The 25,559-nt window shown below is 71.8% G+C and carries 20 protein-coding genes; 6 read left to right on the top strand and 14 right to left on the bottom strand.

Translation table 11 applies throughout. The features are described from left to right. Nucleotides 1-103: 103 nt before the first annotated feature. The 10 genes from ACIQ9G_RS04800 to uvrC all read right to left on the bottom strand — a co-directional run bounded on the left by ACIQ9G_RS04800 (nt 104) and on the right by uvrC (nt 13,146). The gene (locus ACIQ9G_RS04800; RefSeq protein WP_003976875.1) at nt 104-439 is read right to left on the bottom strand and encodes an RNA polymerase-binding protein RbpA; all 336 of its coding nucleotides are present in this window, start codon (nt 437-439) and stop codon (nt 104-106) included. 203 nt (nt 440-642) lie between these two features. After that, entirely contained in the window at nt 643-879 is a 237-nt protein-coding gene (gene secG, locus ACIQ9G_RS04795; protein WP_361284041.1) for a preprotein translocase subunit SecG, read from the bottom strand. A 99-nt stretch (nt 880-978) separates the two neighbouring features. Beyond that, entirely contained in the window at nt 979-1,755 is a 777-nt protein-coding gene (tpiA, locus tag ACIQ9G_RS04790; protein WP_403606283.1) for a triose-phosphate isomerase, read from the bottom strand. Nucleotides 1,756-1,761: 6 nt separating this feature from the next. Then, nucleotides 1,762-2,973, bottom strand: a complete 1,212-nt coding sequence (locus tag ACIQ9G_RS04785; protein ID WP_403606280.1) for a phosphoglycerate kinase — start codon at nt 2,971-2,973, stop codon at nt 1,762-1,764. A gap of 158 nt (nt 2,974-3,131) precedes the next feature. Beyond that, nucleotides 3,132-4,139: a type I glyceraldehyde-3-phosphate dehydrogenase gene (gene gap / locus ACIQ9G_RS04780; RefSeq protein WP_403606277.1), complete on the bottom strand. Its 1,008-nt coding sequence runs from the start codon at nt 4,137-4,139 to the stop codon at nt 3,132-3,134. A 282-nt stretch (nt 4,140-4,421) separates the two neighbouring features. Continuing rightward, entirely contained in the window at nt 4,422-7,376 is a 2,955-nt protein-coding gene (locus ACIQ9G_RS04775) for a M14 family zinc carboxypeptidase (protein WP_403606274.1), read from the bottom strand. Between the two features lie 514 nt (nt 7,377-7,890). After that, on the bottom strand, nt 7,891-8,880 hold the full coding sequence (whiA, locus tag ACIQ9G_RS04770; protein WP_062926196.1) for a DNA-binding protein WhiA: 990 nt from the start codon (nt 8,878-8,880) through the stop codon (nt 7,891-7,893). Continuing rightward, nucleotides 8,871-9,965 carry a uridine diphosphate-N-acetylglucosamine-binding protein YvcK gene (gene yvcK, locus ACIQ9G_RS04765; RefSeq protein ID WP_403606271.1) on the bottom strand — a complete coding sequence of 365 codons (1,095 nt, stop codon included), beginning with the start codon at nt 9,963-9,965 and terminating at the stop codon, nt 8,871-8,873. The genes whiA and yvcK overlap by 10 nt, the downstream gene beginning before the upstream one ends. Continuing rightward, entirely contained in the window at nt 9,962-10,963 is a 1,002-nt protein-coding gene (gene rapZ, locus ACIQ9G_RS04760) for an RNase adapter RapZ (protein ID WP_403606268.1), read from the bottom strand. Before rapZ ends, yvcK begins: the two co-directional genes overlap by 4 nt. Continuing rightward, entirely contained in the window at nt 10,960-13,146 is a 2,187-nt protein-coding gene (gene uvrC / locus ACIQ9G_RS04755) for an excinuclease ABC subunit UvrC (protein ID WP_403606265.1), read from the bottom strand. The genes rapZ and uvrC overlap by 4 nt, the downstream gene beginning before the upstream one ends. 376 nt (nt 13,147-13,522) lie before the next feature. Here uvrC and ACIQ9G_RS04750 point away from each other — a divergent pair, with 376 nt between their 5' ends. Beyond that, nucleotides 13,523-14,467 carry a hypothetical protein gene (locus tag ACIQ9G_RS04750; protein ID WP_403606262.1) on the top strand — a complete coding sequence of 315 codons (945 nt, stop codon included), beginning with the start codon at nt 13,523-13,525 and terminating at the stop codon, nt 14,465-14,467. 30 nt (nt 14,468-14,497) lie between these two features. Here ACIQ9G_RS04750 and ACIQ9G_RS04745 read toward each other — a convergent pair whose 3' ends face one another. After that, nucleotides 14,498-14,923, bottom strand: coding sequence for a Rieske (2Fe-2S) protein (locus ACIQ9G_RS04745; RefSeq protein WP_403606259.1), 426 nt, complete (start codon nt 14,921-14,923; stop codon nt 14,498-14,500). A gap of 347 nt (nt 14,924-15,270) precedes the next feature. Between ACIQ9G_RS04745 and ACIQ9G_RS04740 the strand changes: the two genes are divergently transcribed. Then, nucleotides 15,271-16,362 (top strand): LacI family DNA-binding transcriptional regulator, encoded by a 1,092-nt coding sequence (locus tag ACIQ9G_RS04740; RefSeq protein WP_403606256.1) that lies wholly within the window; start codon nt 15,271-15,273, stop codon nt 16,360-16,362. Next, nucleotides 16,359-17,270, top strand: a complete 912-nt coding sequence (locus ACIQ9G_RS04735) for a carbohydrate kinase (RefSeq protein ID WP_403606254.1) — start codon at nt 16,359-16,361, stop codon at nt 17,268-17,270. The genes ACIQ9G_RS04740 and ACIQ9G_RS04735 overlap by 4 nt, the downstream gene beginning before the upstream one ends. 94 nt (nt 17,271-17,364) lie before the next feature. Here ACIQ9G_RS04735 and uvrA read toward each other — a convergent pair whose 3' ends face one another. Further along, nucleotides 17,365-20,436 (bottom strand): excinuclease ABC subunit UvrA, encoded by a 3,072-nt coding sequence (gene uvrA, locus ACIQ9G_RS04730; RefSeq protein WP_403606251.1) that lies wholly within the window; start codon nt 20,434-20,436, stop codon nt 17,365-17,367. Nucleotides 20,437-20,661: 225 nt separating this feature from the next. Between uvrA and ACIQ9G_RS04725 the strand changes: the two genes are divergently transcribed. Both ACIQ9G_RS04725 and ACIQ9G_RS04720 read left to right on the top strand, forming a co-directional pair. After that, complete coding sequence (locus ACIQ9G_RS04725) at nt 20,662-21,348, top strand: maleylpyruvate isomerase family mycothiol-dependent enzyme (protein WP_403606248.1); 687 nt, start codon at nt 20,662-20,664, stop codon at nt 21,346-21,348. A gap of 47 nt (nt 21,349-21,395) precedes the next feature. Then, a complete protein-coding gene (locus tag ACIQ9G_RS04720; RefSeq protein WP_403606245.1) occupies nt 21,396-22,052 on the top strand; it encodes an MBL fold metallo-hydrolase in 657 nt (218 codons plus the stop codon). Nucleotides 22,053-22,262: 210 nt separating this feature from the next. On the opposite strand, the gene aroQ is transcribed toward ACIQ9G_RS04720, so the two are convergent. Then, a complete protein-coding gene (gene aroQ, locus ACIQ9G_RS04715) occupies nt 22,263-22,736 on the bottom strand; it encodes a type II 3-dehydroquinate dehydratase (protein WP_392194688.1) in 474 nt (157 codons plus the stop codon). A gap of 271 nt (nt 22,737-23,007) precedes the next feature. On the opposite strand from aroQ, the gene ACIQ9G_RS04710 reads away from it, so the two are divergent. After that, nucleotides 23,008-24,276: an MFS transporter gene (locus ACIQ9G_RS04710; RefSeq protein ID WP_403606783.1), complete on the top strand. Its 1,269-nt coding sequence runs from the start codon at nt 23,008-23,010 to the stop codon at nt 24,274-24,276. Between the two features lie 182 nt (nt 24,277-24,458). On the opposite strand, the gene ACIQ9G_RS04705 is transcribed toward ACIQ9G_RS04710, so the two are convergent. Beyond that, nucleotides 24,459-25,559 carry a calcium:proton antiporter gene (locus ACIQ9G_RS04705; protein ID WP_403606242.1) on the bottom strand — a complete coding sequence of 367 codons (1,101 nt, stop codon included), beginning with the start codon at nt 25,557-25,559 and terminating at the stop codon, nt 24,459-24,461.

Raw genomic sequence — 25,559 nt, 5'->3', positions numbered from 1 at the left:
CCGTAGGGGGAGGCACTGACAACGGGCCGTGAGCGGGCGGCCCCTGCGGCCCGATGCGACAGGTCCGGCCCGCGCGCTCGGGCGCCCGGCCGGACCTGAACGTCTAGATCTCGCCGCGCAGTTTGGCGAGCGCCTCGGCGAGGATCGCCTCGCCGTCCGCGTCGCTGCGCCGCTCCCGCACGTACGCCAGGTGCGTCTTGTACGGCTCGGTGCGCGGCGGGTCCGGCGGGTTGTCCCGGTCCTGACCGGCCGGGAAGCCGCAGCGCGGGCAGTCCCAGGTTTCGGGCACCTGCGCGTCGCTGGCGAAGCTGGGCTGCGTCTCGTGCCCGTTGGAGCACCAGAAGGAGATGCGCAGACGCGGCGCGGACTCGCCGCGCTCGGCCTCGCCCATCGGCCCAGCCCCGACCCGGCTTCCTCGGATCGCGTTGCCACTTGCCACGGTCGTAACTCCCTGCGTGATGGTGCCGCAAAGCGAGTCGGCGTTTCGCTTCGCTGCGAGCGCCTCAGTCTACGTAAGGCCCAACGCGCGTCCAGTGATAGGAGTTACAGCCCCCTACAAAGACGCAAGCCCCATGATAGGCCGCGCTCAGGAGCGCGTACCGTACATGGGGCCATACGTACGGATTGTGCGGGTGGAAAGCGTCAGCTGTTCGTCTTCATGAGAAGGCCGAGCACCACGATGCACGCGAACCACAGCAGACCGATCACCAGGGTGATCCGGTCCAGGTTGCGCTCGGCGACCGAGGAGCCGCCGACGGAGGACTGCATTCCGCCACCGAACATGTCGGAGAGGCCGCCGCCCTTCCCCTTGTGCATCAGCACCAGCAGCATCAGCAACAGGCTGAAGACGATCAGGGCGATCGAGAACCCCAGAACCACGGCTGGACCAACTTCCTCGGATTCGGATGGACGACGGGGGTGCGGTGGTAGCCCCACCACACCCCCGCAAGGGTACGACGGATCGTCCCTACGGCATACTCACTGCTCGCGGAAGCGCACGATCTTGACGAACTCGTCCGCGTCCAGCGAGGCACCGCCGACCAGGGCGCCGTCGATGTCGGCCTGCGCCATGATCTCGGCGACGTTGCCCGCCTTCACCGAGCCGCCGTACTGGATGCGCACCTTGTCGGCCACGTCCTGCGAGTACAGCTCGGCGATCTTGCCGCGGACGGCGGCGCAGACCTCCTGGGCGTCCTCGGCCCCGCAGACCTTGCCGGTGCCGATCGCCCAGACCGGCTCGTAGGCGATCACGATCGACTCGGCCTGCTCGGCCGGGAGGTCCTTCAGACCGCCCTCGACCTGGGCGAGCGTGTGGGAGACCTGGTTGCCCGCCTCGCGGACCGCCAGCTCCTCGCCGACGCACAGGATCGGGGTCAGGCCGTGCCGGAAGGCGGCCTTCGTCTTGGCGTTGACCAGCTCGTCGGTCTCGGCGTGGTACTGGCGTCGCTCGGAGTGGCCGATCACCACGTAGGTGCACTTGAGCTTGGCCAGCATCGGGCCCGAGATCTCGCCGGTGTAGGCCCCGGAGTCGTGCTGCGAGATGTCCTGGGCGCCGTACTTGATCTGCAGCTTGTCGCCGTCGACCAGGGTCTGCACGGAGCGCAGGTCGGTGAAGGGCGGCAGGACGGCGACCTCGACGGCCTCGTAGTCCTTGTCGGCCAGGGCGAAGGCGAGCTTCTGGACGTGGGCGATGGCCTCGAGGTGGTTGAGGTTCATCTTCCAGTTGCCCGCCATCAGCGGCGTGCGCGTACTCATGCTTGGTCAGTCCTCCAGTGCGGCGAGGCCGGGGAGCGTCTTGCCCTCGAGGTACTCGAGGGAGGCGCCGCCGCCGGTCGAGATGTGGCCGAATGCCGACTCGTCGAAGCCCAGCGTACGGACCGCGGCGGCGGAGTCGCCGCCACCCACTACGGTGAAGCCGTTCGAGTCGACGAGGGCCTGTGCGACGGCCTTGGTGCCCTCGGCGTAGTCGGGGTGCTCGAAGACGCCCATCGGGCCGTTCCAGAAGACGGTGGCGGCGTCGGCGAGCTTCGTGGCGTACAGCTCGCGGGTCTTCGGGCCGATGTCCAGGCCCTCGTGGTCGGCGGGGATCTTGTCCGCGTCCACGACGACGTGCTGCGTGGGCGCCTTGGTCTTCAGGTCCGGGAACTCGGTGGAGGCCACCACGTCGACCGGGAGCACCAGCTCGACGCCGTTCTTCTCGGCGCGCTCCATGTACTCGGCGACGGCGGGCACCTGGTCCTCCTGCAGGAGGGAGATGCCGACCTCGTAGCCCTTGGCCTTGAGGAAGGTGTAGGCCATGCCGCCGCCGATGAGCAGCCGGTCCGCCTTGCCGAGGAGCTGGTCGATGACGGCGAGCTTGTCGGAGACCTTCGCGCCGCCGAGCGCGACGACGTAGGGACGCTTGACGTCCTGGGTGAGCTTCCTCAGGACGCCGACCTCGGTGGCGATGAGGGAGCCGGCGTAGTGCGGCAGCCGGGCCGGGAGGTCGTAGACGGAGGCGTGCTTGCGGTGCACGGCACCGAAGCCGTCGCCGACGTAGACGTCCGCGAGGGCGGCCAGCCGGTCGGCGAACTCGCCGCGCTCGGTGTCGTCCTTGGAGGTCTCGCCGGGGTTGAAGCGCAGGTTCTCGATGACCGCGACCTGGCCGGGCTGGAGGCCGTCCACGGCGTCGTGCGCGGCCGGGCCGACGGTGTCCTCGGCGAACGCCACGGGCGCGCCGAGGAGTTCACCGAGCCGCTCGGCGGCGGGCAGCAGCGAGAAGGCGGGGTCCGGGACGCCCTTGGGGCGGCCCAGGTGGGAGGCGACGACCACCTTGGCGCCCGCCTCGGCGAGGGCCTTGACGGTGGGCAGTACGGCGCGGATGCGGCCGTCGTCGGTGATGACTCCGTCGGCGAGCGGGACGTTGAGGTCGGCGCGGACGAAGACCCGCTTGCCGGACACGTCTTCGGAGAGCAGTTCGTCGATCGTCTTCATAGGTACTCCTGAGGAAGGGCTCTTGATCGTACGAGGGGTGATCGAGCTGCCGGCGGGCCGGTCCGGGGGACCGGCCCGCCGTACGTGAGTCAGGGCTCGGACGGCGCGACCTGCGCTGCCCGAGCCCTGCTCTCACCTCGCGGTGCCTGGTGCGGCGATCAGAGCTGGTTGCCGACGAAGACCGTCAGGTCGACGAGGCGGTTGGAGTAGCCCCACTCGTTGTCGTACCAACCGATGACCTTCACGTTCTTGCCCTCCTGGACCATGGTCAGGGAGGAGTCGAAGGTGCAGGACGCCGGTGCGTTGACGATGTCGGAGGAGACGATCGCGTCCTCGGTGTACTCGAGGATGCCCTTCAGCTCGCCCTCGGCGGCCTTCTGGAAGGCGGCGTTGACCTCTTCCTTGGTGACCTCGCGGCCGAGCTCGATGACGAGGTCGGTGACCGAGCCGGTCGGGACCGGGACGCGCATGGCCATGCCGTCCAGCTTGCCCCTGAGCTGCGGCAGCACCAGGGCGGTGGCCTTGGCGGCACCGGTGGTGGTCGGGATGATGTTCTCGGCGGCGGCACGGGCGCGGCGCAGGTCCTTGTGCGGGAAGTCCAGGATGCGCTGGTCGTTCGTGTAGGCGTGCACCGTCGTCATCAGGCCCTTGACGATGCCGAAGTTCTCGTCGAGGACCTTCGCCATCGGCGCCACGCAGTTGGTGGTGCAGGAGGCGTTGGAGATGACGTGGTGGTTCGCCGGGTCGTACTGGTCGTGGTTGACGCCCATCACGATGGTGACGTCTTCGTTCTTGGCCGGAGCCGAGATGATGACCTTCTTGGCGCCGCCCGCGATGTGCTTCTCGGCGTCTTCCTTCTTGGTGAAGATGCCGGTGGACTCGATGACGATGTCCACGCCCAGCTCGCCCCACGGAATGTCGGCGGGGTTGCGCTCGGAGAGGACCTTGATCGTCCTGCCGCCGACGGTGATGGTGTCCGCGGTGTGGGACACCTCCTCCTTCAGACGACCGAGAATCGTGTCGTACTTGAGCAGGTGGGCGGTGGTCGCGGTGTCACCCAGGTCGTTGACAGCCACGATCTCGATGTCCGCACCCTGCTCCAGCAGCGCGCGGAAGTAGTTACGACCGATGCGGCCAAAGCCGTTGATGCCTACGCGGATCGTCACGAACCGATCTCCTCGTTGGTACGCCGGCTCGACGCCGGCGAGCTGTATGGGATGTCCCCGACCACCCCCGACCCTACCTCTCTGCGGCCTGTCTGGTGGCATCCACATGCCCCATACACGGCACCGTGGTCCGTACCCGCCAGTAGGGGTACGGACCACCCCGAGCAGGCGCCCGGATCGCTCCGTTTCGTCAGGGAAAGTCGGCGCCTTTCGGCCCTCTTCGGTACTCGTTCGTGAGGGGGTCGGCTCAGTTGTCGGGTGCCCCTTCGAGAGGGGGTCGGCTCACTTGTCGAGTGCCGCCAGCGCCCTCCTCAGCAGGGCCGTCCGGTCGGCCGCCGCGGGCACCTGTTCGAGCCCGAATCCGAGCAGCACGGTCCGGTTCGTGGTGACCGCTCCGTACGTCTGGAAAAGGGTGCCGGTGCGGGCCCAGTCCTTCAGCGCGGCCGGGCTGCCCGCGGGCGGTCCGGGCACGCTCCAGGGCCCGAGCGACGTCTCGAAGCCCTCGGTCTCCCGGGCGGTGCCGCCGACCACGAGCGAGGCGTCGTCGGCGAGCACGCCGTGGCCGCCGGTGCCCGGGTCGGTGACGTAGGCGAGGGAGACCTCGACCGACCTGCCGGCGTACGCGCTCAGGTCGAAGCTCACCTGCTGCCAGCCGCCGGAGGAACCGGTGAGGCTGTTCCACGCGCCGCTGGTGCCGGTGGGGGCGCAGCCGCCGGCGGACAGGGTCAGGTAGTGCCTGAGCCAGGGGTGCTCGTTGATCAGGAACCCGGCCTCGCACTCCGCGGGCACGGCGGTGCTCGTCCGCCCGCCCGCCTCGGGCAGGGTCGTCCAGTCGTCCGCCCCGCTGGTGCGGACCTCCAGGAGCGCGTGGTCGTAGCCCGGCTCGGTGTCCCACAGCAGCCGGGTGCGCAGCGCGGGCCGTTCGGCGGCGGCGACCTGGGTGAGGTCGATGGTGCGGGTGAGGCGCTTGTAACCGTCGTCGCTGTGCACCGCGGCTGCCATGTACGCGCCCGTGTACGGCCCGTACGGGTTCACGGTCCCGGCGAACCGCCCGGCACCCGCACTGGTGAACTGGGGGTACTTGCCGGCCGGCAGCTCCTCGGAGGTCACCCCGTAGGTGCCTGCCTGGTCCAGCGGGTTGCCAGGCGCGTCGCCGAGCGCTCCGGTGAACCCGGCGAGCCGGCCGGACCCGGTGAAGCCGGTGGCCCCGGAAGTGGACGTGCGCGAGTAGGCGCCCAGGTAGTACTGGCTGAAGTCGTCCGAGGGCGTGCCGTCGCCGAGGTCGACGCTGCCGCCGGCCCGCTCCCCCGCCTCGATCAGCCGGCCGCCCTCGTTGAGGTAGGCGCGCAACTGCAACTGGGTCGGGTTGCCCGGGCCCTTGGCGCCCGAGTAGTGGACGACCGTGCGGAAGTGCCGCAGAACGCCGAGCGCGTCGGGCACGCCCTGCCGCGCCACGTCCCAGACGATCGCCGCGCGGCCGTTCGCCTTCAGCGCGTCCACGTACGTCCGCGCCTGCGTCGCGGCCGCGCCCTCCTCGGCGACCACGAGCGTGTCGGCCCGGGGCCGCTCGGCCACGGTGTAGGTGAAGCGGCCGCCGGAGACCCGCTTGCCGCTGCCGCCGCGGCCCGTGAACCACACCTCGACCCGGTCGCCCGGCCGGGCGCCCCGGACCGCGGCCCGGTACTCGTCGAAGTGGAGGTTGTCGTCGCCGCCGTAGGTCCGGCCGCCCTTCCAGGGCCGCAGGGCCCGCTCCTGGGTCCGGCCGCCGTTGACGCGATACCTGAGCTTCTTGTCCCGCACGGACTTGCGTACGACGGCGGAGACCTCCTGGTCGGCGCCGCGCGCGTACGACGCCGGGAAGGCCGCCGGGGTGAAGTCGGCGGCGCTCAGGCCGACCGAGGAGGCCGGCCGGTCGGGGTGGGCGGCCGTCTCGGCGACGGAGAGCGCGAACGGGACGTTCTTCTCGAATTCCTGCTCGATCAGCTTCTCGTCGTCGGGGAAGGTGAAGACCGACCGGCAGTCGGCCGCGTTCCAGGCGTCGTTCGGGTCGATGTTCGACGCGGTCTGACAGGTCGACATCTCGGGGGTGAACATCCCCATGCCGTTGACGTTCGCCGCGTGGCCGTCCGCCTCGCCGTTGGTGGTGTACAGCTCCGAGGAGACCTGGGAACGGTAGCCGGGGATCGCCGGGTTGTCCGGTGTGCCGGCCAGCGCCTTGTAGAGGACGTCGTCCGGCGTCGGGGTGGCCACCTGCCAGCCGACGCCGTACAGCAGGAGCTGGGCGGCGGAGTGGTAGTTGATGCCGAAGGCGAAGTGGACGCGCTTCTCGAACCGGTCCAGCGCCTGCGTCTCGGGCTCGGAGGCGGGGGCCGCGCCCCGGTAGGTCTCGCTGGTGGGGTTGGGCGAGGAACCCTCGTCGTCGTAGCCCCACTTGTAGGGGAAGTTGCGGTTGAGGTCCACGCCGTCACCGGTGGAGATGGTGCCGTCGCCGTTGACGTCGCGCAGGTTCTTGCGCCACAGGCGGGTGCCGGGGTCCTTGAAGGTGTAGTCGTACCCGTCGGGGTTGGCGGAGACGACGAACCACAGCTCGGTCGTGTCGACGAGCTTCCTCACGCGCCTGTCGGTCCGGTAGTGGTCCAGGTAGTAGTGCATCAGCCGGCGGGTCATCTCCGGCGTGATCCACTCGCGCGCGTGCTGGTTGGACATGTACAGCACGGCCGGCCGGGAGCCGTCCCTGGTCTTCCTGGCGTCCTTGGTGAGCTTGACCGCGAGGATGTCCTGGCCGCCCACGGTCCGGCCGATGGAGACGACCTTGGTGAGGCCGGGATGGGCCCGACCTGTATGGACGATCTCCTCCTTCAGGCCTCCCCTGCCGCTGTACGGGCGGAACACGCCCTGGCCGGCGGCGGCGACGCGTCTGCCGGCGGTGGCCGAGAGCGTGTGCTCGGTGAGGCGGACGCCCTGCGTCCGGAGCCGCTCGGCCTGTCGGTCGGTCAGGTAGAGCTCGACGGCGGCCCGGTCCCTGCCGCCCATCCGCTCGCCGAGTTCCTGGGCGTCCTGACCGGCCTTCAGCAGCAGGGGTAACTGCCGCGCGGTGACGTCGGCGCGGAAGACCTTCACCTCGTCCGGGTCGGGCCGGGGTGAACTTCCGCTCTGCGCCTGGGCGACGGGCGCGAGGCTCGCTCCGCCGAGCAGGAGCGCGCCGACAGCGAGGATCGATCTCGCTCTGTGTCTCATGAACCCCCCTAGCGGTGGTCCGCCACGGCGGCGGACAGTTGCCAGGCTCATGTCACTCCTAGATCGAGTCAAGGGTGCGTCAAAGACAGGGCAATGCAGGTACCGGGGCTTCAATTCAACACGAACGCCCGGGTTTTGGGGCCGACCGTGGGACAGGCGGGGGTCGGGGTGTGGGGGCCGGCCGTAGGACAGGCGGGGGTCGGGATGTGGGGGCCGACCGTGGGACAGGCGGGGGTCGGGGTGTGGGGGCCGGCCGCGGGACGGACCGGGGCCGGGGTGTCGGGGCTGACGGCGGGGACGGACGGGGGTGAAGGCGAGTGCCGTCCGCAGGATGACGGACGGGGTCGATGGGGGCGGTGGGTGGGCGGTCGGCGGGGGCGGTCACTCGCCGACGAGGAACCCAAGGGCACGGGTATGGGCGGGCGGCGAGCGGCTACCAGCTACCAGCTACCGGTGACGACGCGGGCTCGCGCGGGCCGTACGGTGGCGCGCGGAGCCTTCGCCGTCCTCCGGGTCAGCCCACGAGGTTGTCCGCCAGCTCCTCGCTGAGGTTGGCCTCCGTGCCCGGGATGCCGAGGTCGGAGGCGCGCTTGTCGGCCATCGCCAGCAGACGGCGGATACGGCCGGCGACGGCGTCCTTGGTCAGCGGCGGGTCGGCGAGCGCGCCCAGCTCCTCCAGGGAGGCCTGCTTGTGCTCCATGCGCAGCCGGCCGGCCGCCGCGAGGTGCTCGGGCACGTCGTCGGCGAGGATCTCCAGGGCGCGCTGCACCCGGGCTCCGGCCGCCACCGCGGCGCGGGCCGAGCGGCGCAGGTTGGCGTCGTCGAAGTTGGCCAGCCGGTTCGCCGTGGCGCGGACCTCCCGGCGCATCCGCCGCTCCTCCCAGGCCAGCACGGACTCGTGCGCCCCGAGCCGGGTCAGCAGGGCGCCGATGGCGTCACCGTCGCGGACGACGACCCGGTCCACCCCGCGCACCTCGCGCGCCTTGGCCGCGATCGACAGCCGGCGGGCGGCACCGACCAGCGCCAGCGCGGCCTCCGGGCCCGGGCAGGTCACCTCGAGCGAGGAGGAACGGCCGGGTTCGGTGAGCGAGCCGTGGGCCAGGAAGGCACCGCGCCAGGCCGCCTCGGCGTCGCAGGTGGCCCCCGAGACCACCTGCGGGGGCAGGCCGCGGATCGGGCGCCCCCGGCCGTCGACGAGGCCGGTCTGGCGGGCCAGCTGGTCGCCGCCCGCGACGACGCGCACGACGTAGCGCGATCCCCGGCGCAGCCCGCCGGGTGCCATCACGATCAGCTCGGAGCTGTGGCCGAAGATCTCCAGGATGTCCCGCTTGAGGCGCCGGGCCGCCATCGCGGTGTCCAGCTCCGCCTCGATCACGATGCGCCCGCTGACCAGATGGAGGCCGCCGGCGAACCGCAGGATGGCGGAGACCTCCGCCTTCCTGCAGCAGGTCCGGGTGACGGGGAGCCGGGAGATCTCGTCCTTCACCGCTGCCGTCATCGCCATGGGCCGATCCTTCCATGCATCCGAAAAATACGGTCGTACGCGGCGGCCAGCAGCTCCGGGTCGTGCCGAGGGGTTCCGTCTCTCCGGGCCACCGGCGCCAGCTCGACCGCGGCACCGAACCGCTTGGCGGCCTCGGTGAGGACCTCGCGGTCGGGTACGGCGGCCTCGTCGGCCAGCACCACGTCCAGGGCGAGTTTAGGGGCGTGTCGTCCCAAAACCTCCAAATGACGCTGCGGGGAGAAGCCGTCGGTTTCTCCTGGCTGCGGAGCGAGGTTCAGTGAGAGTACCCGGCGCGCCCTGGTCTGCGTCAGCGCGTCCAGGAGGTCGGGCACCAGCAGGTGCGGGATGACCGAGGAGAACCAGGAGCCGGGGCCGAGCACCACCCAGTCCGCGTCCAGGACCGCCGCGACGGCCTCCGGGACGGCGGGCGGGTCGTGCGGCACCAGGTGCACGGACTGCACCTCGCCCGGGGTGAGCGCGACGGTCGCCTGGCCGCGGACGGTGTCGACGTCGTCGGGCCGCTCCGGGTCGTGCCCCTTGACCAGGGCCTGCAGCTCCAGGGGCACGGCGGACATGGGCAGCACCCGGCCGTGCGCGCCGAGCAGCTTGCCGACCAGGTCCAGGGCCTGGACGTGGTCGCCGAGCTGCTCCCACAGGGCCACGATCAGCAGGTTGCCCACAGCATGGTCGTGCAGGTCGCCCTGGGAGGTGAAGCGGTGCTGGATGACGCGGGCCCAGGTCTGGCCCCAGTCGTCGTCCCCGCACAGCGCGGCCAGCGCCTTGCGCAGGTCACCGGGCGGCAGCACCCCCAGCTCGTCGCGCAGGCGCCCGCTGGAGCCGCCGTCGTCGGCCACGGTGACGACCGCGGTCAGATCGCCGGTGATGCGGCGGAGCGCGGCGAGCGAGGCGGACAGGCCCATGCCGCCGCCGAGGGCGACCACCTTGGGCTGGGCACCACGGCGGCGCGGCCGGGCCCCGCGGGCCTCGGCCGGGCGGCCGGCGCGCGACTCGGCCGGCCGGCGGTCAGCACGCGCCTCGGGCACCACCCGGCGCAGCCTGCCCAGCCGCGGAGTACGTCCGGTCACTCGCGCCCCATGTCCCGGTGCACGACGACGGTCTCCACGCCCTCGGCCGCGAGCCGCGCGGCGAGCTTCTCCGACATGGCCACCGAGCGGTGCTTGCCGCCGGTGCAGCCGATGGCGATGGTGACGTAGCGCTTGCCCTCGCGGCGGTAGCCGGCCGCGATCAGCCGCAGCAGTTCGGCGTAGCGGTCGAGGAACTCCTTGGCGCCGGGCTGGTTGAACACGTACGCGGCGACCTCCTCGTTGACGCCGGTGTACGGGCGCAGCTCGGGGACCCAGTGCGGGTTGGGCAGGAACCGCATGTCCGCGACCAGGTCGGCGTCGACCGGGAGGCCGTACTTGAAGCCGAAGGACATGACGGTGGCCCGCAGCTCCGGCTCCTCCTCGCCGGCGAACTGGGCGTCCATCTTGGCGCGCAGCTCGTGGACGTTGAGGCTGGAGGTGTCGATCACCAGGTCGGCGTCGCCGCGCAGCTCGCGCAGCAGCTCCCGCTCGGCGGCGATGCCGTCGACGATCCGGCCGTCGCCCTGGAGGGGGTGGGGCCGGCGCACCGACTCGAAGCGGCGCACCAGCGCCTCGTCGGAGGACTCCAGGAAGACGATGCGCCGGGTGACGTGCTTCGCCTCCAGGTCCGCCAGGGACTCCCGGAGGTTGTCGAAGAAGCGGCGGCCGCGGACGTCGACGACGACCGCGATGCGTGCCACGTTGCCCTGCGAGCGGGCGCCGAGCTCCACCATGGTGGGGATCAGCGCGGGCGGCAGGTTGTCGACGACGAACCAGCCGAGGTCCTCCAGACACTTGGCCGCCGTGGACCGGCCGGCCCCGGACATCCCGGAGATGATCACCAGCTCGGGGATGGCCGCCTCGGGGACCCCGGCCGTGTCGATGCCCGTACTCACCTGTGCTCCGTCGTTCTGGACCGTCTGCTGCGGGTGGTCCTCGCGCTCTTTCGTGTGCGCCTGATCCGGCTGAGCCGTGGGCTGCTTCTCGTGCTCTGTCATGTCTCCTGCCCCCGTCGCTCGTCCGGGCTGCCCGTGGGCACGGGCTCCCCTGCGGAACCCGTCGTCTTCCCGGGTACCACGTCTTCCACGTCTTCCATGATCTCTCCCGTCGCCATGTTGACGGCAGGGGCGGCCGGGGCCGCCTGGGCGAGGGCCACGGCGATCGTCTCGGCCGTTTTGCGGCCTATGCCGGGAACCTCACAGATCTGGTCGATTGTTGCGGATCGCAGCTTCTTCACCGAGCCGAAATGCTTGATCAACGCCTGTTTGCGTGTCTCGCCGAGGCCCGGCACGTCGTCCAGCGGTCCGGCCCGGAACCGCTTGGCCCGTTTGGTGCGCTGGTAGGTGATCGCGAAGCGGTGGGCCTCGTCGCGGACGCGCTGCAGCAGGTAGAGGCCCTCGCTGGATCGGGGCAGGACGACCGGGTCGTCGTCGCCCGGCACCCAGACCTCCTCCAGGCGCTTGGCCAGGCCGCACACGGCGATGTCGTCGATACCCAGCTCGTCCAGGGCCCGCCGGGCGGCCGCCACCTGCGGCTGCCCGCCGTCGACGACGACGAGCTGCGGCGGGTACGCGAACCGCTTGGGCCGCCCGTCCTCCTCGATGAGGCCGCCCGGGGAGCCGTTCACCGAAGCGTCGCCGCCCGGACCTCCGTCGGGGGCGGCGGCCGGGGCGCCGGGGCCGCCGTCGGCCGGGGTGCCGATGGCGGGGGACACCGGGGCGGCGGTGGCGTCCGGGACTCCGGTGGTGGTTTCCTCACCGTCGGCCCACTCGCCGGTCCTCTCCTTCTCGGCCAGATAGCGCCGGAAGCGGCGGGTGATCACCTCGTGCATGGACCGGACGTCGTCCTGGCCCTCGAAACCCTTGATCTGGAAGCGCCGGTACTCGCTCTTGCGCTGCAGGCCGTCCTCGAAGACCACCATGGAGGCGACCACGTCGTCGCCCTGGAGGTGGGAGATGTCGTAGCACTCGATCCGCAGGGGGGCGCTGTCCAGGTCGAGGGCCTCGGCGATCTCCTCCAGGGCGCGCGAGCGCGTGGTCAGGTCGGAGGCGCGCCTGGTCTTGTGCAGGACGAGCGACTGCTGGGCGTTGCGCTGGACCGTCTCCATGAGGGCCTTCTTGTCGCCGCGCTGCGGGATGCGCAGCGAGACGTTGGAGCCGCGCCGGTCGGTGAGCCACTGCTGGACCGGCTCGACCGGATCGGGGAGCGCCGGGACGAGGACCTCCTTGGGGACCGCGTCGCCCCTCTCCTCGCCGTACAGCTGCTGCAGCGCGTGCTCCACGAGCGCGCCCGTGGTGACGTCCTCCACCTTGTCCGTCACCCAGCCGCGCTGACCGCGCACGCGCCCGCCGCGCACGTGGAAGATCTGGACGGCGGCCTCCAGTTCGTCCTCGGCGACCGCGATGAGGTCGGCGTCGGTCGCGTCCGCGAGCACGACCGCGTTCTTCTCCATGGCCTTCTTCAGGGCCTCGATGTCGTCACGCAGGCGCGCGGCCCGCTCGTACTCCATCTCCTCGGCCGCCTCCACCATCCGCTTCTCCAGGCGGCGCAGGTAGGTGCCCGTGCGGCCGGCCATGAAGTCGCAGAACTCCTCGGCCAGTTCGCGGTGCTCCTCGGCGGTGACGCGGCCGACGCAGGGCGCCGAGCACTTGTCGATGTAGCCGAGCAGGCAGGGGCGGCCGGTGCGGGCGGCGTTCTTGAAGACGCCGGCCGAGCAGGTGCGCACGGGGAAGACGCGCAGCAGCAGGTCGACGGTGTCCCGGATGGCCCACGCGTGCGCGTACGGCCCGAAGTAGCGCACGCCCTTCTTCTTGTGGCCGCGCATCACCTGCACGCGCGGGAACTCCTCGTTCATCGTCACCGCGAGGTACGGGTAGCTCTTGTCGTCGCGGTACTTGACGTTGAACCGGGGGTCGAACTCCTTGATCCAGGAGTACTCCAGCTGCAGCGCCTCGACCTCCGTGGACACCACCGTCCACTCCACGGACGCGGCCGTGGTGACCATGCTGCGGGTGCGCGGGTGCAGGTTCGCCAGGTCCTGGAAGTAGTTCGCCAGGCGCTGGCGCAGGCTCTTCGCCTTTCCGACGTAGATCACCCGGCGGTGCTCGTCACGGAACCTGTAGACCCCGGGAGTGTCCGGGATGTCTCCCGGCTTGGGGCGGTAGCTGGAGGGGTCGGCCATGTCTCACACCCTACTGGCGAGGGGTGACACCGCGGCGGGCCTGTGGACAACGCGGCGGCGGGCCTGTGGACGACATCGCGCCTGGTCCGCACCCCGGCACGGCCACACACCGTGACCGGCCGTCTCCGCTCCGGCGGCGCACCTCCCGGTACGGGCCTCCCCGCCGGGGATGCGGGGTGCGGACTCGGCCAGGAGCGCGCCGCTGTCGGCTTCAGGTGTTGTCGGGACTAGGTCAACACGCTTCAATGCGGGGGAACTCGGGGCCGGGAACGACGGCGTACGGATGTGAAGAAGCCTTCCGCCGCGCCGGCGGGCGGCCCCGAGGGCGTGAACGGTCTGACCAGCCGTTGTGAACATTTCACAGAAAGGCCCCTGCATGCCGCACGCTCCACAACACGCGGACCCCGCCCCCGCGGAACTGGACACGGCCCTGCGGGGCGGCCCCTTCCACGTCGCGCTGCGCGCCGCGATCGCCGCCCGGGGACTGCCGTTGCAGCGGGTGCAGCACCACCTCTCGCGCTACGGGGTGCGGGTCGGGGTCACCAGCCTCAGCTACTGGCAGCAGGGCGCCCGGCGCCCGCAGCGCCCCGAGTCCCTGCGCGCCGTAAGGGCCCTGGAGGAGATCCTCCAGCTGCCGGAGGAGTCGCTGATCCGCCTGCTCGCCGAGAGTGAGGAGCCGCCCGCCCGGCAGCCGGCGGCCCGCTCCTACCGCTCACTGGTCGAGGCGTCGGGAGTGCTGGACCGGCTGCTGGCCGAGCTGGACTGCCCGCCCGACGGCGGCCTGCACATCCTCGGGCACCACGAGCGCGTCCGGATCGGTGCCCGGCGCGAACTCGCGGGGCGCGAGTCCCAGCACGTCGTGCGCGCCCACCGGGACGGCGCGGACCGTTTCGTGGCCGTCCATCACGGCGACCCGGGGTGCGTGCCGGAACGGATGGCCGTGCAGGCCCTTGAGAACTGCCGGACCGGGCGGGTGCGGTGGCACCACGACACCGGCGTGCTCGTGGCCGAGCTGCTCTTCGACACCCGGCTGCGGGCCGGCGACACCTTCCTCTTCCGCTACGGCGTCGAGGACGGCACGGCCGGCGTGTCACGCGAGTTCGTCAGGGGTTTCGGCTTCGTGGGCGGGCAGTACGCCCTTCAGGTGCGGTTCGACGCCGATGCCCTGCCGGTGCGCTGCCACCGGTTCACCCAGCACTCGGCGGCCGCCCCGCGCACCGGCCGCCACGACCTGCGGGTGAGCGAACGGCACCGCTCGGTGAACCTGGTCGAGCCACGCGTGCGGCCGGGGATCGTGGGGATCGGCTGGGAGTGGGAGTGAGCGGCCGCCTCTGAGCGACGGCCGCGCCCGTCAGGCCTCGGGCCCGGCGACGATCCTGCCGCCCTTGGCGCGGACCGGGAGCTCGTGCAGCGGCTCGGTGGCCGGGGCCCGCACCACCTTGCCGGTCGTGGCGTCGAACTCGCTGCCGTGGCAGGGACATACGAGCGTCGTGCCCTGGAGCTTGTTGATGGGGCACTGGGCGTGCGTGCAGATGGTGCTGAACGCCCGGAGCGTGCCCTTCGCTTCCCGGCTGACCACCACGTTGTGGTCCCGGTGGAGCTTGGCGCCTCCCTCGGGCAGCTCGCTCTCGGCGCCGAGGTCCACCGGTGCGGTGGGGGGCGCCGGGGCCGAGGTTCCGCCGACGGGCGAGCAGGCGGCGAGCCCGAGCCCGGCGACGGGCGCCAGGGCCGCTCCTCGAAGGACGGTACGGCGGCTCGCGGAGGGTCGGCCGGGCATGAGGTCTCCACTGGTCGGGGCGGTGCCTGGGGACGTGCACGGAGGTGGTGCGGGCACGGCTGCGCACGCCGACGATATCCGCCCGTATCGCTCCGGCCGCGACCGGGGCGGGGCTGGGACGGGGGTGGGACGGGGGTGGAGCGGGGGTGGAACAGGGGTGAGCGGGGGTGAGCGTAAACGTTTGCGCAAGCGTTTACTCGGGGCGGTGCGATGCGATAGCTTCCCCGCCAGGAGGCTCGCGCGAGGCCGGTAGGTGTCCCGTACCAGGCCCGCGCCAGGCCTCCGCGAGGCCCCATGACCCCCGCGACCCCCGCGAGGCCCTTACGACGGTCCGGGAAGGAGACCCGATGCCCACCATGGCCGATGTCGCGCGCAGCGCCGGCGTCTCGGTGGCGACCGTCTCGCACGTGCTCAACGGCACCCGTCCGGTGCTGCCGCACACCCGTCAGGCCGTGCTGGACGCGGTGGAGGAGCTCGGCTACACCCCGAACACCCTCGCCCGCTCCCTGGTCACCTCCCGCACCCGGTCCATCGGGCTGGCGGTGTCGGCCGTCAGCAACCCGTACTTCACGGAGATCCTCCAGGGAGTCGAGGCCGGTGCCCTGGAGCACGGCTACAGCCTGCTCATCGCCGACCCGCACGACGACCCCGGGCACGAACGCAAGGTCGTCCAGCTCCTGCACGAGCGCCGTGTGGACGGCATGATCGTCGCTCCGTCCGCCGCGCCGCGCGAACTCGTCGACTACCTCACGCGCCATTCCGTGCCGACGGTGTTCCTCGACCGGATGATCGACGCGGAGGCGCACGACACCCCGCGCTTCGACCAGGTCTGCGCCGACAGCGCCGAACCGACCGCCCTCCTCGTCACCCACCTCGCCTCCCTGGGGCACCGGCGGATCGGCCTGGTCGCGGGTCTGCCGGGGCTCAGCACCACCAGCGAGCGGATCACCGGCTACCGGCACGGCCTGGCCGCCGCCGGGCTCGCCCACGACGAACGGCTCGTGGTGCACGGCGACTCGTCCTCCGGCGGCGCCGAGCGCGCGACCGCCGCCCTGCTGTCGGGGGCCGCACCGCCCACGGCGCTGGTGACGGCCAACAACGCGATGACCATCGGCGCCCTGCGCGTGCTGCGCGAACGGGGTCTGTCCGTGCCCGGCGACATCGCCCTGTGCTGCTTCGACGACTTCGCGTGGGCCGACCTGTTCTCGCCCCGGCTCACCGCGATCGCCCAGCCCAGCAGGGAACTGGGCGCGCAGGCCGTCCGGGTGCTGCTGGACCGCCTGGCCGAGCCGGACCGGCCCGCCCGGACGGTTCGGCTCCCGTGCTCCTTCGTCCACCGCACCTCCTGCGGATGTCCGGAACGGCCGCGAGGGCCGGACCCGGCCGCGGCCCCCACCGAACCCCCTGGCCGCCGCCCCGAGAAAGGAACCGACTCGTGATCGTCGTCGCCGGTGAGGCCCTGATCGACCTGGTACCGCAGGGCACGGGCGCCCTCACGGATCTCAAGCCGGCGCTCGGCGGCGGCCCCTACAACACGGCGGTCGCCCTCGGCCGTCTCGGCTCCACCACGGCCTTCTGCTCCCGCACCTCGTACGACGCCTTCGGCGAGGCCCTGCTCAACGGGCTGCGGCGGGCCGGCGTGGACGTCTCCGGCGTACAGCGCGGTGCCGAGCCGACCACGCTGGCGGTCGCCACCGTCGGTGCCGACGGATCCGCCGCGTACTCCTTCTACGTCGACGGCACCGCCGACCGGCTGTTCACCGCGCCCGCCGGACTTCCGGCCGGCACCCGGGCGGTGTCCTTCGGCACCTGTTCGCTCGTGCTGGAGCCGGGTGCGAGCGCCTACGAGGACCTGATGCGCACCGCGGCGGCGCGGGGCGTGTTCACCGCGCTGGACCCGAACATCCGGGCCGGGCTCATCCCCGACGCGGACGCCTACCGGGCGCGGTTCGCGCGCTGGCTGCCGTCGGTGTCGCTGCTGAAGCTCTCCGAGGAGGACGCCCACTGGCTGGGTGGCACCCCGCGCGAGTGGCTGGCCGCCGGGCCCTCGGCCGTCGTGATCACGCACGGCGGGGACGGGCTCACCGCCTTCACCCGGGACGGCGCGGTGCACGCGGTGCCCGGCGAGAAGGTCGACGTGGTGGACACGATCGGCGCGGGCGACACGGTGAACGCCGCCCTGCTCCACGGTCTGTCCGTCCAGGGCGCCCTCTCCCCGGACGGTCTCGCCGTGCTCGCGCCCGACGGCTGGACCCGGCTGCTGCGGTTCGCGGCACGCGCGGCGGCCATCACCTGCTCGCGCGCGGGCGCGGAGCCGCCGTACGCGTCCGAGGTGGGGGCGTTCTAGCGGGCCGTGCTGTCCGCTTTCGTGCGGTGACGGTGACAACGCGCGGCGCCCCACGGGGAGTTCCCGTGGGGCGCCGCGCGTTCCGTACCGCGGGTCAGGCCTTGCGGGCCCGCGCCGTCTTCTTCGCCGGCGCCGCCTTCGTGGCCGCCGCCTTCTTCGTGGCCGCCGTCTTCCCGGTGGCTCCGCCTGCCTTCTTGGCCGCGGTGTCGTCGGCCGCCTTGGCCGTCCTGGCCGTGGCCGTCTTCTTCGCCGTGGCCGCGGCCGGGACCGCCTTCCGGGCCGCCGCGCGGCGCGGCGCCTTCACCGGCTCCGCGTCACTGATCCGGTCGGCGCCGAGGATCTCGCGCAGGAACTTGCCGGTGTGGCTGGCCGGGACCCCTGCAACCTCCTCGGGCGTGCCCTCGGCGACGACGAGACCGCCGCCCGCGCCGCCCTCGGGGCCCATGTCCACGATCCAGTCGGCGGTCTTGATCACGTCGAGGTTGTGCTCGATGACGATGACCGTGTTGCCCTTGTCGACCAAGCCGGACAGGACCGTCAGCAGCTTGCTGATGTCCTCGAAGTGCAGACCGGTGGTCGGCTCGTCCAGGACGTAGACCGTGCGCCCGGTGGAGCGGCGCTGGAGCTCGCTGGCGAGCTTCACGCGCTGCGCCTCACCGCCGGAGAGGGTGGTGGCGGACTGGCCGAGCCGGACGTAGCCGAGGCCCACGTCGTTCAGCGTCCTCAGGTGCCGGGAGATCGCGGGCACGGCCTCGAAGAAGTCCATGGCCTCCTCGATCGGCATGTTCAGCACGTCGGCGATGGACTTGCCCTTGTAGTGGACCTCCAGGGTCTCCCGGTTGTACCGGGCACCGTGGCAGACCTCGCACGGGACGTACACGTCCGGGAGGAAGTTCATCTCGATCTTGATCGTGCCGTCGCCGGCGCAGTTCTCGCAGCGGCCGCCCTTGACGTTGAAGGAGAAGCGGCCGGGCTGGTAGCCGCGGACCTTCGCCTCGGTGGTCTCGGCGAACAGCTTGCGGATGTGGTCGAAGACGCCGGTGTAGGTGGCCGGGTTCGACCGCGGGGTGCGGCCGATGGGCGACTGGTCGACGTGCACGACCTTGTCGACGAGGTCGTCGCCGTCCACGCGCGTGTGCCGGCCCGGCACGTTCCGCGCGCCGTTCAGCTCGCGGGCCAGGTGCGTGTACAGGATGTCGTTGACCAGCGTCGACTTGCCGGAACCGGACACGCCCGTGACGGCCGTGAACACGCCCAGCGGGAACGACACGTCGATGTCCTGGAGGTTGTTCTCCCGGGCGCCGTGCACCGTGAGGTGCCGCGAGAGGTCGCGCGGGCGCCGGACGTCGGGCAGCGGGATCGCCTTCTTGCCGGACAGGTACTGGCCGGTCTGCGACTCGGCGTTCGCGAGCAGCTCCTTCAGGGAGCCGCTGTGCACGACCTTGCCGCCGTGCTCGCCCGCGCCGGGGCCGATGTCGACGACCCAGTCGGCGACCTTGATGGTGTCCTCGTCGTGCTCGACGACGATGAGGGTGTTGCCCATGTCGCGCAGCCGGACCAGCGTCTCGATCAGCCGGTGGTTGTCGCGCTGGTGCAGACCGATGGACGGCTCGTCGAGGACGTACAGGACGCCGACGAGACCGGAGCCGATCTGGGTGGCCAGGCGGATGCGCTGGGCCTCGCCGCCGGAGAGCGTGCCGGCCGCGCGGTTCAGCGAGAGGTAGTCCAGGCCGACGTCGACCAGGAAGCGCAGCCGCTCGTTGACCTCCTTGAGGACCCGCTCGGCGATCTTCTTGTCGCGGGCGGTGAGCTTCAGTTCGCCCAGGAAGTCCGCGCAGTCGCTGATGGACATCGCGGAGACCTCGGCGATCGACTTCCCCATGATCGTGACCGCGAGGACGACCGGCTTCAGGCGGGTGCCCTCGCAGGTGGGGCAGGGCACCTCGCGCATGTAGCCCTCGAAGCGCTCACGGCTCGCGTCGCTCTCGGCCTCGCTGTGCCGGCGCTTGACGAAGTGGACGGCGCCTTCGAAGGGCGTGGTGTAGACGCGCTCGCGCCCGTACCGGTTGCGGTAGCGGACCTCGATCTGCGTCTTGTGGCCGTGGAGCAGGGCCTTCTTGGCGCGCTGCGGCAGCCCCGCGAAGGGGATGTCGGTGCGGAAGCCCAGCGCGTCCGCGAGGGCGCCGATCAGCCGGCCGAAGTAGTCCTTGGTGTGCCCGTGCGACCAGGGGTGGATGGCGCCCTCGTCGAGGCTCTTCTCCTCGTCCGGGACGATCAGTTCGGGGTCGACCTCCATGCGCGTGCCGATGCCGGTGCACTCGGGGCAGGCGCCGAAGGGCGAGTTGAAGGAGAAGGAGCGGGGCTCCAGCTCCTCGAAGGAGAGGTCGTCGTACGGGCAGTACAGGTGCTCCGAGTACATGCGCTCGCGGCCCGGGTCGTCCTCGGGGAGGTCGACGAAGTCGAGCACGACCATGCCACCGGACAGGCCGAGGGCGGTCTCCACGGAGTCGGTCAGGCGGCGCTTGGCGGAGTCCTTCACCGTGAGGCGGTCGACGACGACCTCGATGGTGTGCTTCTCCTGCTTCTTCAACGTGGGCGGGTTGGAGAGCTGGACGGTCTCGCCGTCCACCCGCGCGCGGCTGTACCCCTTGGTCTGGAGGTCGGCGAAGAGGTCGACGAACTCGCCCTTGCGCTCGCGCACCAGCGGGGCCAGCACCTGGAAGCGGCTGCCCTCCGGCAGCTCCAGGACCTTGTCGACGACGGCCTGCGGCGACTGGCGCGAGATGGGCCGGCCGCACTCGGGGCAGTGCGGCTTGCCGATGCGCGCGAAGAGCAGACGCAGGTAGTCGTAGACCTCGGTGATGGTGCCGACCGTCGAGCGCGGGTTGCGCGAGGTCGACTTCTGGTCGATGGAGACCGCCGGGGACAGACCCTCGATGAAGTCGACGTCCGGCTTGTCCATCTGCCCGAGGAACTGCCGGGCGTAGGAGGACAGCGACTCCACGTAGCGCCGCTGGCCCTCGGCGAAGATCGTGTCGAAGGCCAGGGACGACTTGCCCGACCCGGACAGACCCGTGAAGACGATGAGCGAGTCCCTGGGCAGGTCGAGCGAGACGTTCTTCAGGTTGTGCTCGCGCGCGCCACGGACGATGAGACGGTCGGCCACGCCGGTCCGCACCTTTCTTGAGAGAAGTGACAGGGGCGAGGCCCCCGTGCTTCTTCAGCCTAGGGGGAGCCACTGACAACGCCGGTCGGATGCCCCGGATGCGACAACAATCCCCGGCCTTCCAGCATGCCCGACGCCGCACCCGACCATATAGCACGCGCATTCGATTTGCGGGCCGGGTCCACCACCTTCACCCGAAGGTGTGGCGGGGCTAGGGTCGCCCTCATGACTGATCATGTCCGCGACCTGGCATCTGTACGCGAAGCGACCGAGCGGCTGCTCACCGCCGCCGGCGAACTGGACAACGCGACTGTGACGCAGCAGTCACGGCTGCCCGGCTGGACCCGGGGCCATGTCCTCGCCCACCTCGCCCGCAACGCGGACGCGCTCGTGAACGTCCTCGAGGGGCGTCCCATGTACGTCTCCGCCGGGGCCCGGGACGCGGACATCGAGCGGGACGCCTCGCGCGGACTCGACGCACACCTCGCCGACGTGCGCGAGAGCGCGGCCCGCTTCCAGGACACGGGAGCCGCGCCCGCGGACTGGTCGCGCACGGTGGAGCTGCGCAACGGCGTCACCGACTCGGCGTCCCGGGTGCCGTTCCGGAGGTGGGTGGAGGTCGAGCTGCACCACGTGGACCTCGGCATCGGGTACGAACTGGAGGACCTGCCCGAGGAGTTCGTGGAGCGGGAGATCGACTTCCTCGCCCAGCGCTTCGCGGGCCGGCCCGACGTGCCGCCGACCCGCCTGACGGACGGCACGCGCGCGTGGAGCACGGGCGGGACGGCGGCCGAGCCGGCGATCACCGTCACGGGAGGCCGGGCGGACCTGCTGGGCTGGCTCGCCGGGCGCCGCGACGGCTCCGCCCTGACGGCGGACGGCGGCGCTCTCCCGGCGCTTCCGCCGCTGTAGTTCCGTGGTCGGCCCGGCGGCCACTCCCCCGCTATAGGCTGACGACCATGACGTACAGCGGAGAGGTGACGGTCGGCGGCCCGGCGGACGTGCACGAGCTGAAGGATCTGATGATCACCAAGATCGCGGTCGGCCCGATGGACAACAACGCCTATCTGCTGCGCTGCCGGGCCACGGACGAGCAGCTGCTGATCGACGCGGCCAACGACGCGCGGACGCTGCTCGGCATGATCGGTGACGACGGGATCGCCTCCGTCGTCACCACCCACCGCCACGCCGACCACTGGCAGGCCCTCGCCGAGGTCGCGGCGGCGACCGGGGCGCGCACGTACGCGGGCCGGCACGACGCCGAGGGCATCCCGGTGCCCACCGACGTCCTCGTCGACGACGGCGACACCGTCCGGGTGGGTCACGTGGAACTCACCGCGCGCCGGCTGGTGGGGCACACGCCGGGCTCCATCGCGCTGGTCTACGACGACCCGCACGGGCATCCGCACCTCTTCACTGGCGACTGCCTCTTCCCGGGCGGCGTGGGCAACACCCGCAAGGACCCGAAGGCGTTCGCCAGCCTGATCCACGACGTGGAGGCGAAGATCTTCGCCGTCCTCCCGGACGAGACCTGGGTGTACCCGGGACACGGCAACGACACCACGCTCGGCACGGAACGCCCGCATCTGCCGGAGTGGCACGCGCGCGGGTGGTGACGGGCGCCCGAGGACGAGACCCCGGCTCCCGCGCGCGCCCCGTGTGAACGCTTCGCCCGCGCCGGTGGTACACGCGCGCTCCCGGCTCACGTCGTCGCGCGGTCGACTGGAGGGCAGCCCCGTACAGGACGACGGCTCCTGCACGGTAAGGGCCGCCGGCCTCTCGAACCCCGCCCTCGGCCGGCGGCCCCGGCTCCGCGCCCGGAGCCATCAGGCGTCCGCGGCACCCGCTCCCGCGAGCGCGGCGACCCGCTCCACCGCGAACGCGTACCCCTGCACCCCGCAGCCGGCGATGACGCCGTCGGCGCGCTGCGAGACGTACGAGTGATGCCGGAACTCCTCGCGCCGGTGGATGTTGGAGATGTGGACCTCCACCACCGGCAGCCCGTCGCAGGTGTTGAGCGCGTCCAGGATCGCGACGGAGGTGTGCGAGTAGGCGGCCGGGTTGATCACGATCCCGGCGTGGTTCAGCCGGGCCTCGTGGATCCAGTCCACCAGCTCGCCCTCGTGGTTGGACTGCCGGAAGTCCACCGTGCCGCCGTGCGCCGCGGCCGCCTTCGCGCACAGCGCCTCGACGTCCGCGAGCGTGTCGGAGCCGTAGATCTCCGGCTGGCGCTGCCCGAGCAGGTTCAGGTTGGGGCCGTTGAGGATCATGATCGGGGCGTTGGCGAGAGTGCGGGGCACGGTTCCTCCGGTCCGTTCGGGTCTGCCGGCCCACGAAGGACCGCTGCTCAGCCCCCGGTCTATCACGCGGTCACGGGCGAGCGGTGCCCCGTGTGCCGTCCCGCGCCGCCCCTGCCCCGGGCGCACGCCCGCACGTCCCCCGCATGATCGGAGCCCCCGCGCGCCCCCGTAACCCCAGGTGACGGTGGGTAGTTGACGCGACATGCACGTTGCACGCTCCGTGAGGAACCCAACGCCGAAGCCGGCGAAGGACCGCGCGAACCGGCCGTCCATGCCGCGGCTCGCCGCCGCCTCGCTCGCCGGGACCGCGATCGAGTTCTACGACTTCTTCGTCTACGGCACCGCGGCGGCCCTGGTCCTCGGGCCGCTGTTCTTCCCCACCTTCTCGCCGGTGGCGGGGACGCTGGCCGCCTTCGGCACCTTCGGTGCGGGGTTCGTGGCCCGGCCGCTCGGCTCCGTCCTGTTCGGTCACATCGGAGACCGGCACGGCCGGCGGCCTGTGCTGGTGGGCTCGCTGCTGCTGACCGGGGCGTCGACGGTCGCGGTCGGATGCGTGCCGACGTACGGCACGATCGGGGTGGCCGCTCCGGCGCTGCTGCTCCTGCTGCGCTTCCTGCAGGGGCTCGGGCTGGGCGGCGAGTGGGGCGGGGCGGTGCTGCTGACCGCCGAGCACGCGCCCGCACGGCGGCGCGGGCTGTGGTCGAGCTTTCCGCAGATGGGTCCGCCGCTCGGCTTCGTCCTCGCCAACGGGTCGGTGCTGGTGCTGTCGGTGACGCTCTCCGAGGCGCAGTTCGCCGGGTGGGGGTGGCGGGTGCCGTTCTGGGCGGCCGGGTTCCTCGCCGTGGCCGGACTGTGGCTGCGTTCGTCGCTGCCCGAGAGTCCCCGCTTCCTGGAGATCGACGTCCACGCGCGCGTGCCGTTCGCCGACCTCGTACGCCATCACTGGCGCCTGGTGCTGCTGACCGGCGGCGCCCTCGCGGTCGGGTACGCGGTCTTCTACGCCGTGACGACCTGGTCCCTGGTCTACGCGACGGAGCGGCTGGGGGTGAGTCGCACGGTCGTGCTGGGGTGCGTCATGGCCGCCGTGGTGGTGAAGGGCTCGTGCACCCCGCTGGTGGCGCTGCTCGGCGACCGCTTCGGGCGCAGGCCCCTGTGCCTGGTGGGATGCGCGGCGGCCGCCCTGTGGATGTTCCCGATGGTCGCGCTGCTGGCGACGGGGTCGCCGCCGCTGATGTTCCTGGGCTTCCTGGGGGCGCTGCTGGCGTTCATCACCATGTTCGCCGTGATCTCCGCGTATCTGCCCGAGTTGTACGAGCCGCGGGTGCGCTGCACGGGCGCCGCGGTGGGTTACAACCTCGGCGGGGTCCTCGGCGGCGCCCTCACGCCGATCGTGGCGACGGCACTCGCGGAGCGGGGCGGGCGCGTCCCCTGGGGCGTCGGCGCCTATCTGACCGGGATCGCGCTGCTCAGCCTGGGCTGCTTCGCCCTGCTGCCGGAGACCCGCCCGGTCGGGGTCGCGGCGGCGGAGCCGGTCACCTGAGGGTCCCTAGCCCCTCCCGGGGCTAAGGACCTGAGTCGGAAGTTCCTGGGCAGATCGTCGGCTCCGGTTCACCCGCAGCATCCAGTGGTGCCCGTGAACGCCGCCGGTGGTGGCCTTTCACGGTCGCCGTCGGTGCATCGGGCATCCGGTAGGAACTACCCAAGGATCTTCGACTCGGGTCACTAGGGACTGATCGCCAGTTCCAGATAGGCGGCGAACACCACCAGGTGCACGCCCCCTTGGAGGGGGGTGGCGCGCCCCGGCACCACGGTCAGGGAGGCGACCACCACGGTGAGGGCGAGCAGGACCATGTGGGTGGCGCCGAGGCCGAGGACGAGCGGGCCGGAGAACCACACGGACGCCAGGGCGACGGCCGGGATGGTCAGGCCGATGCTGGCCATCGCGGAGCCGAGCGCGAGGTTGAGGCTGGTCTGCACCCGGTCGCGCCGGGCGGACCGCAGCGCGGCGATGGTCTCCGGCAGCAGCACCAGCAGCGCGATGATCACGCCGACGACGGCGTGGTGCAGTCCGGCGGCTTCCACTCCGGACTCGATGGTGGGTGACACCCCCTTGGCCAGGCCGACCACGCCGACGAGCGCGAGAGCGAGCAGTCCCAGGCTGGTCCGGGCGGCACGGGCGGACGGCGCCTGCGCGTGGTCGTCGGAGGTGATCACCTCTCCCTGCCGGGTGATGGGCAGGAAGTAGTCGCGGTGCCGCACGGTCTGGGTGGCGACGAACAGGCCGTACAGGATCAGCGAGGAGACGGCCGCGAAGGTGAGCTGGACGCCGGAGAACTCCGGGCCCGGCTTGCTGGTGGTGAACGTCGGCAGCACCAGGCTGAGCGTGGCCAGCGTCGCCACCGTGGCCAGGGCGGCACCCGTCCCCTCGGCGTTGAAGACCGCCGTGCCGTGCCGCAGGGAGCCGACGAGGAGGGACAGCCCGACCACGCCGTTGCAGGTGATCATCACGGCTGCGAAGACCGTGTCCCGGGCCAGCGTCGCGCTCTTGTCGCCGCCGTCCGCCATCAACGTGACGATCAGGGCGACCTCGATGACGGTGACGGCGATGGCGAGCACCAGCGACCCGAAGGGTTCGCCGACCCGGTGGGCCACCACCTCGGCATGGTGCACGGCCGCCAGGACGGAGCCGGCGAGGACCAGGGTCACCAGCACCACGACCGCGACGGGCAGGTCGCGCCCCCAGGTGAAGATCAGCAGGACGATCGCGAGCCCGGGTACGGCGGTCGTCCACGCCGCCGTGAGCGCCCTGAGCCGCGTGATCAT

The sequence above is a fragment of the Streptomyces sp. NPDC096152 genome (assembly GCF_044763235.1).
Classification (GTDB): Bacteria; Actinomycetota; Actinomycetes; order Streptomycetales; family Streptomycetaceae; genus Streptomyces.
Note: the sequence above shows the minus strand (reverse complement) of the source record. Positions and strands in the feature narration are given on the sequence as shown.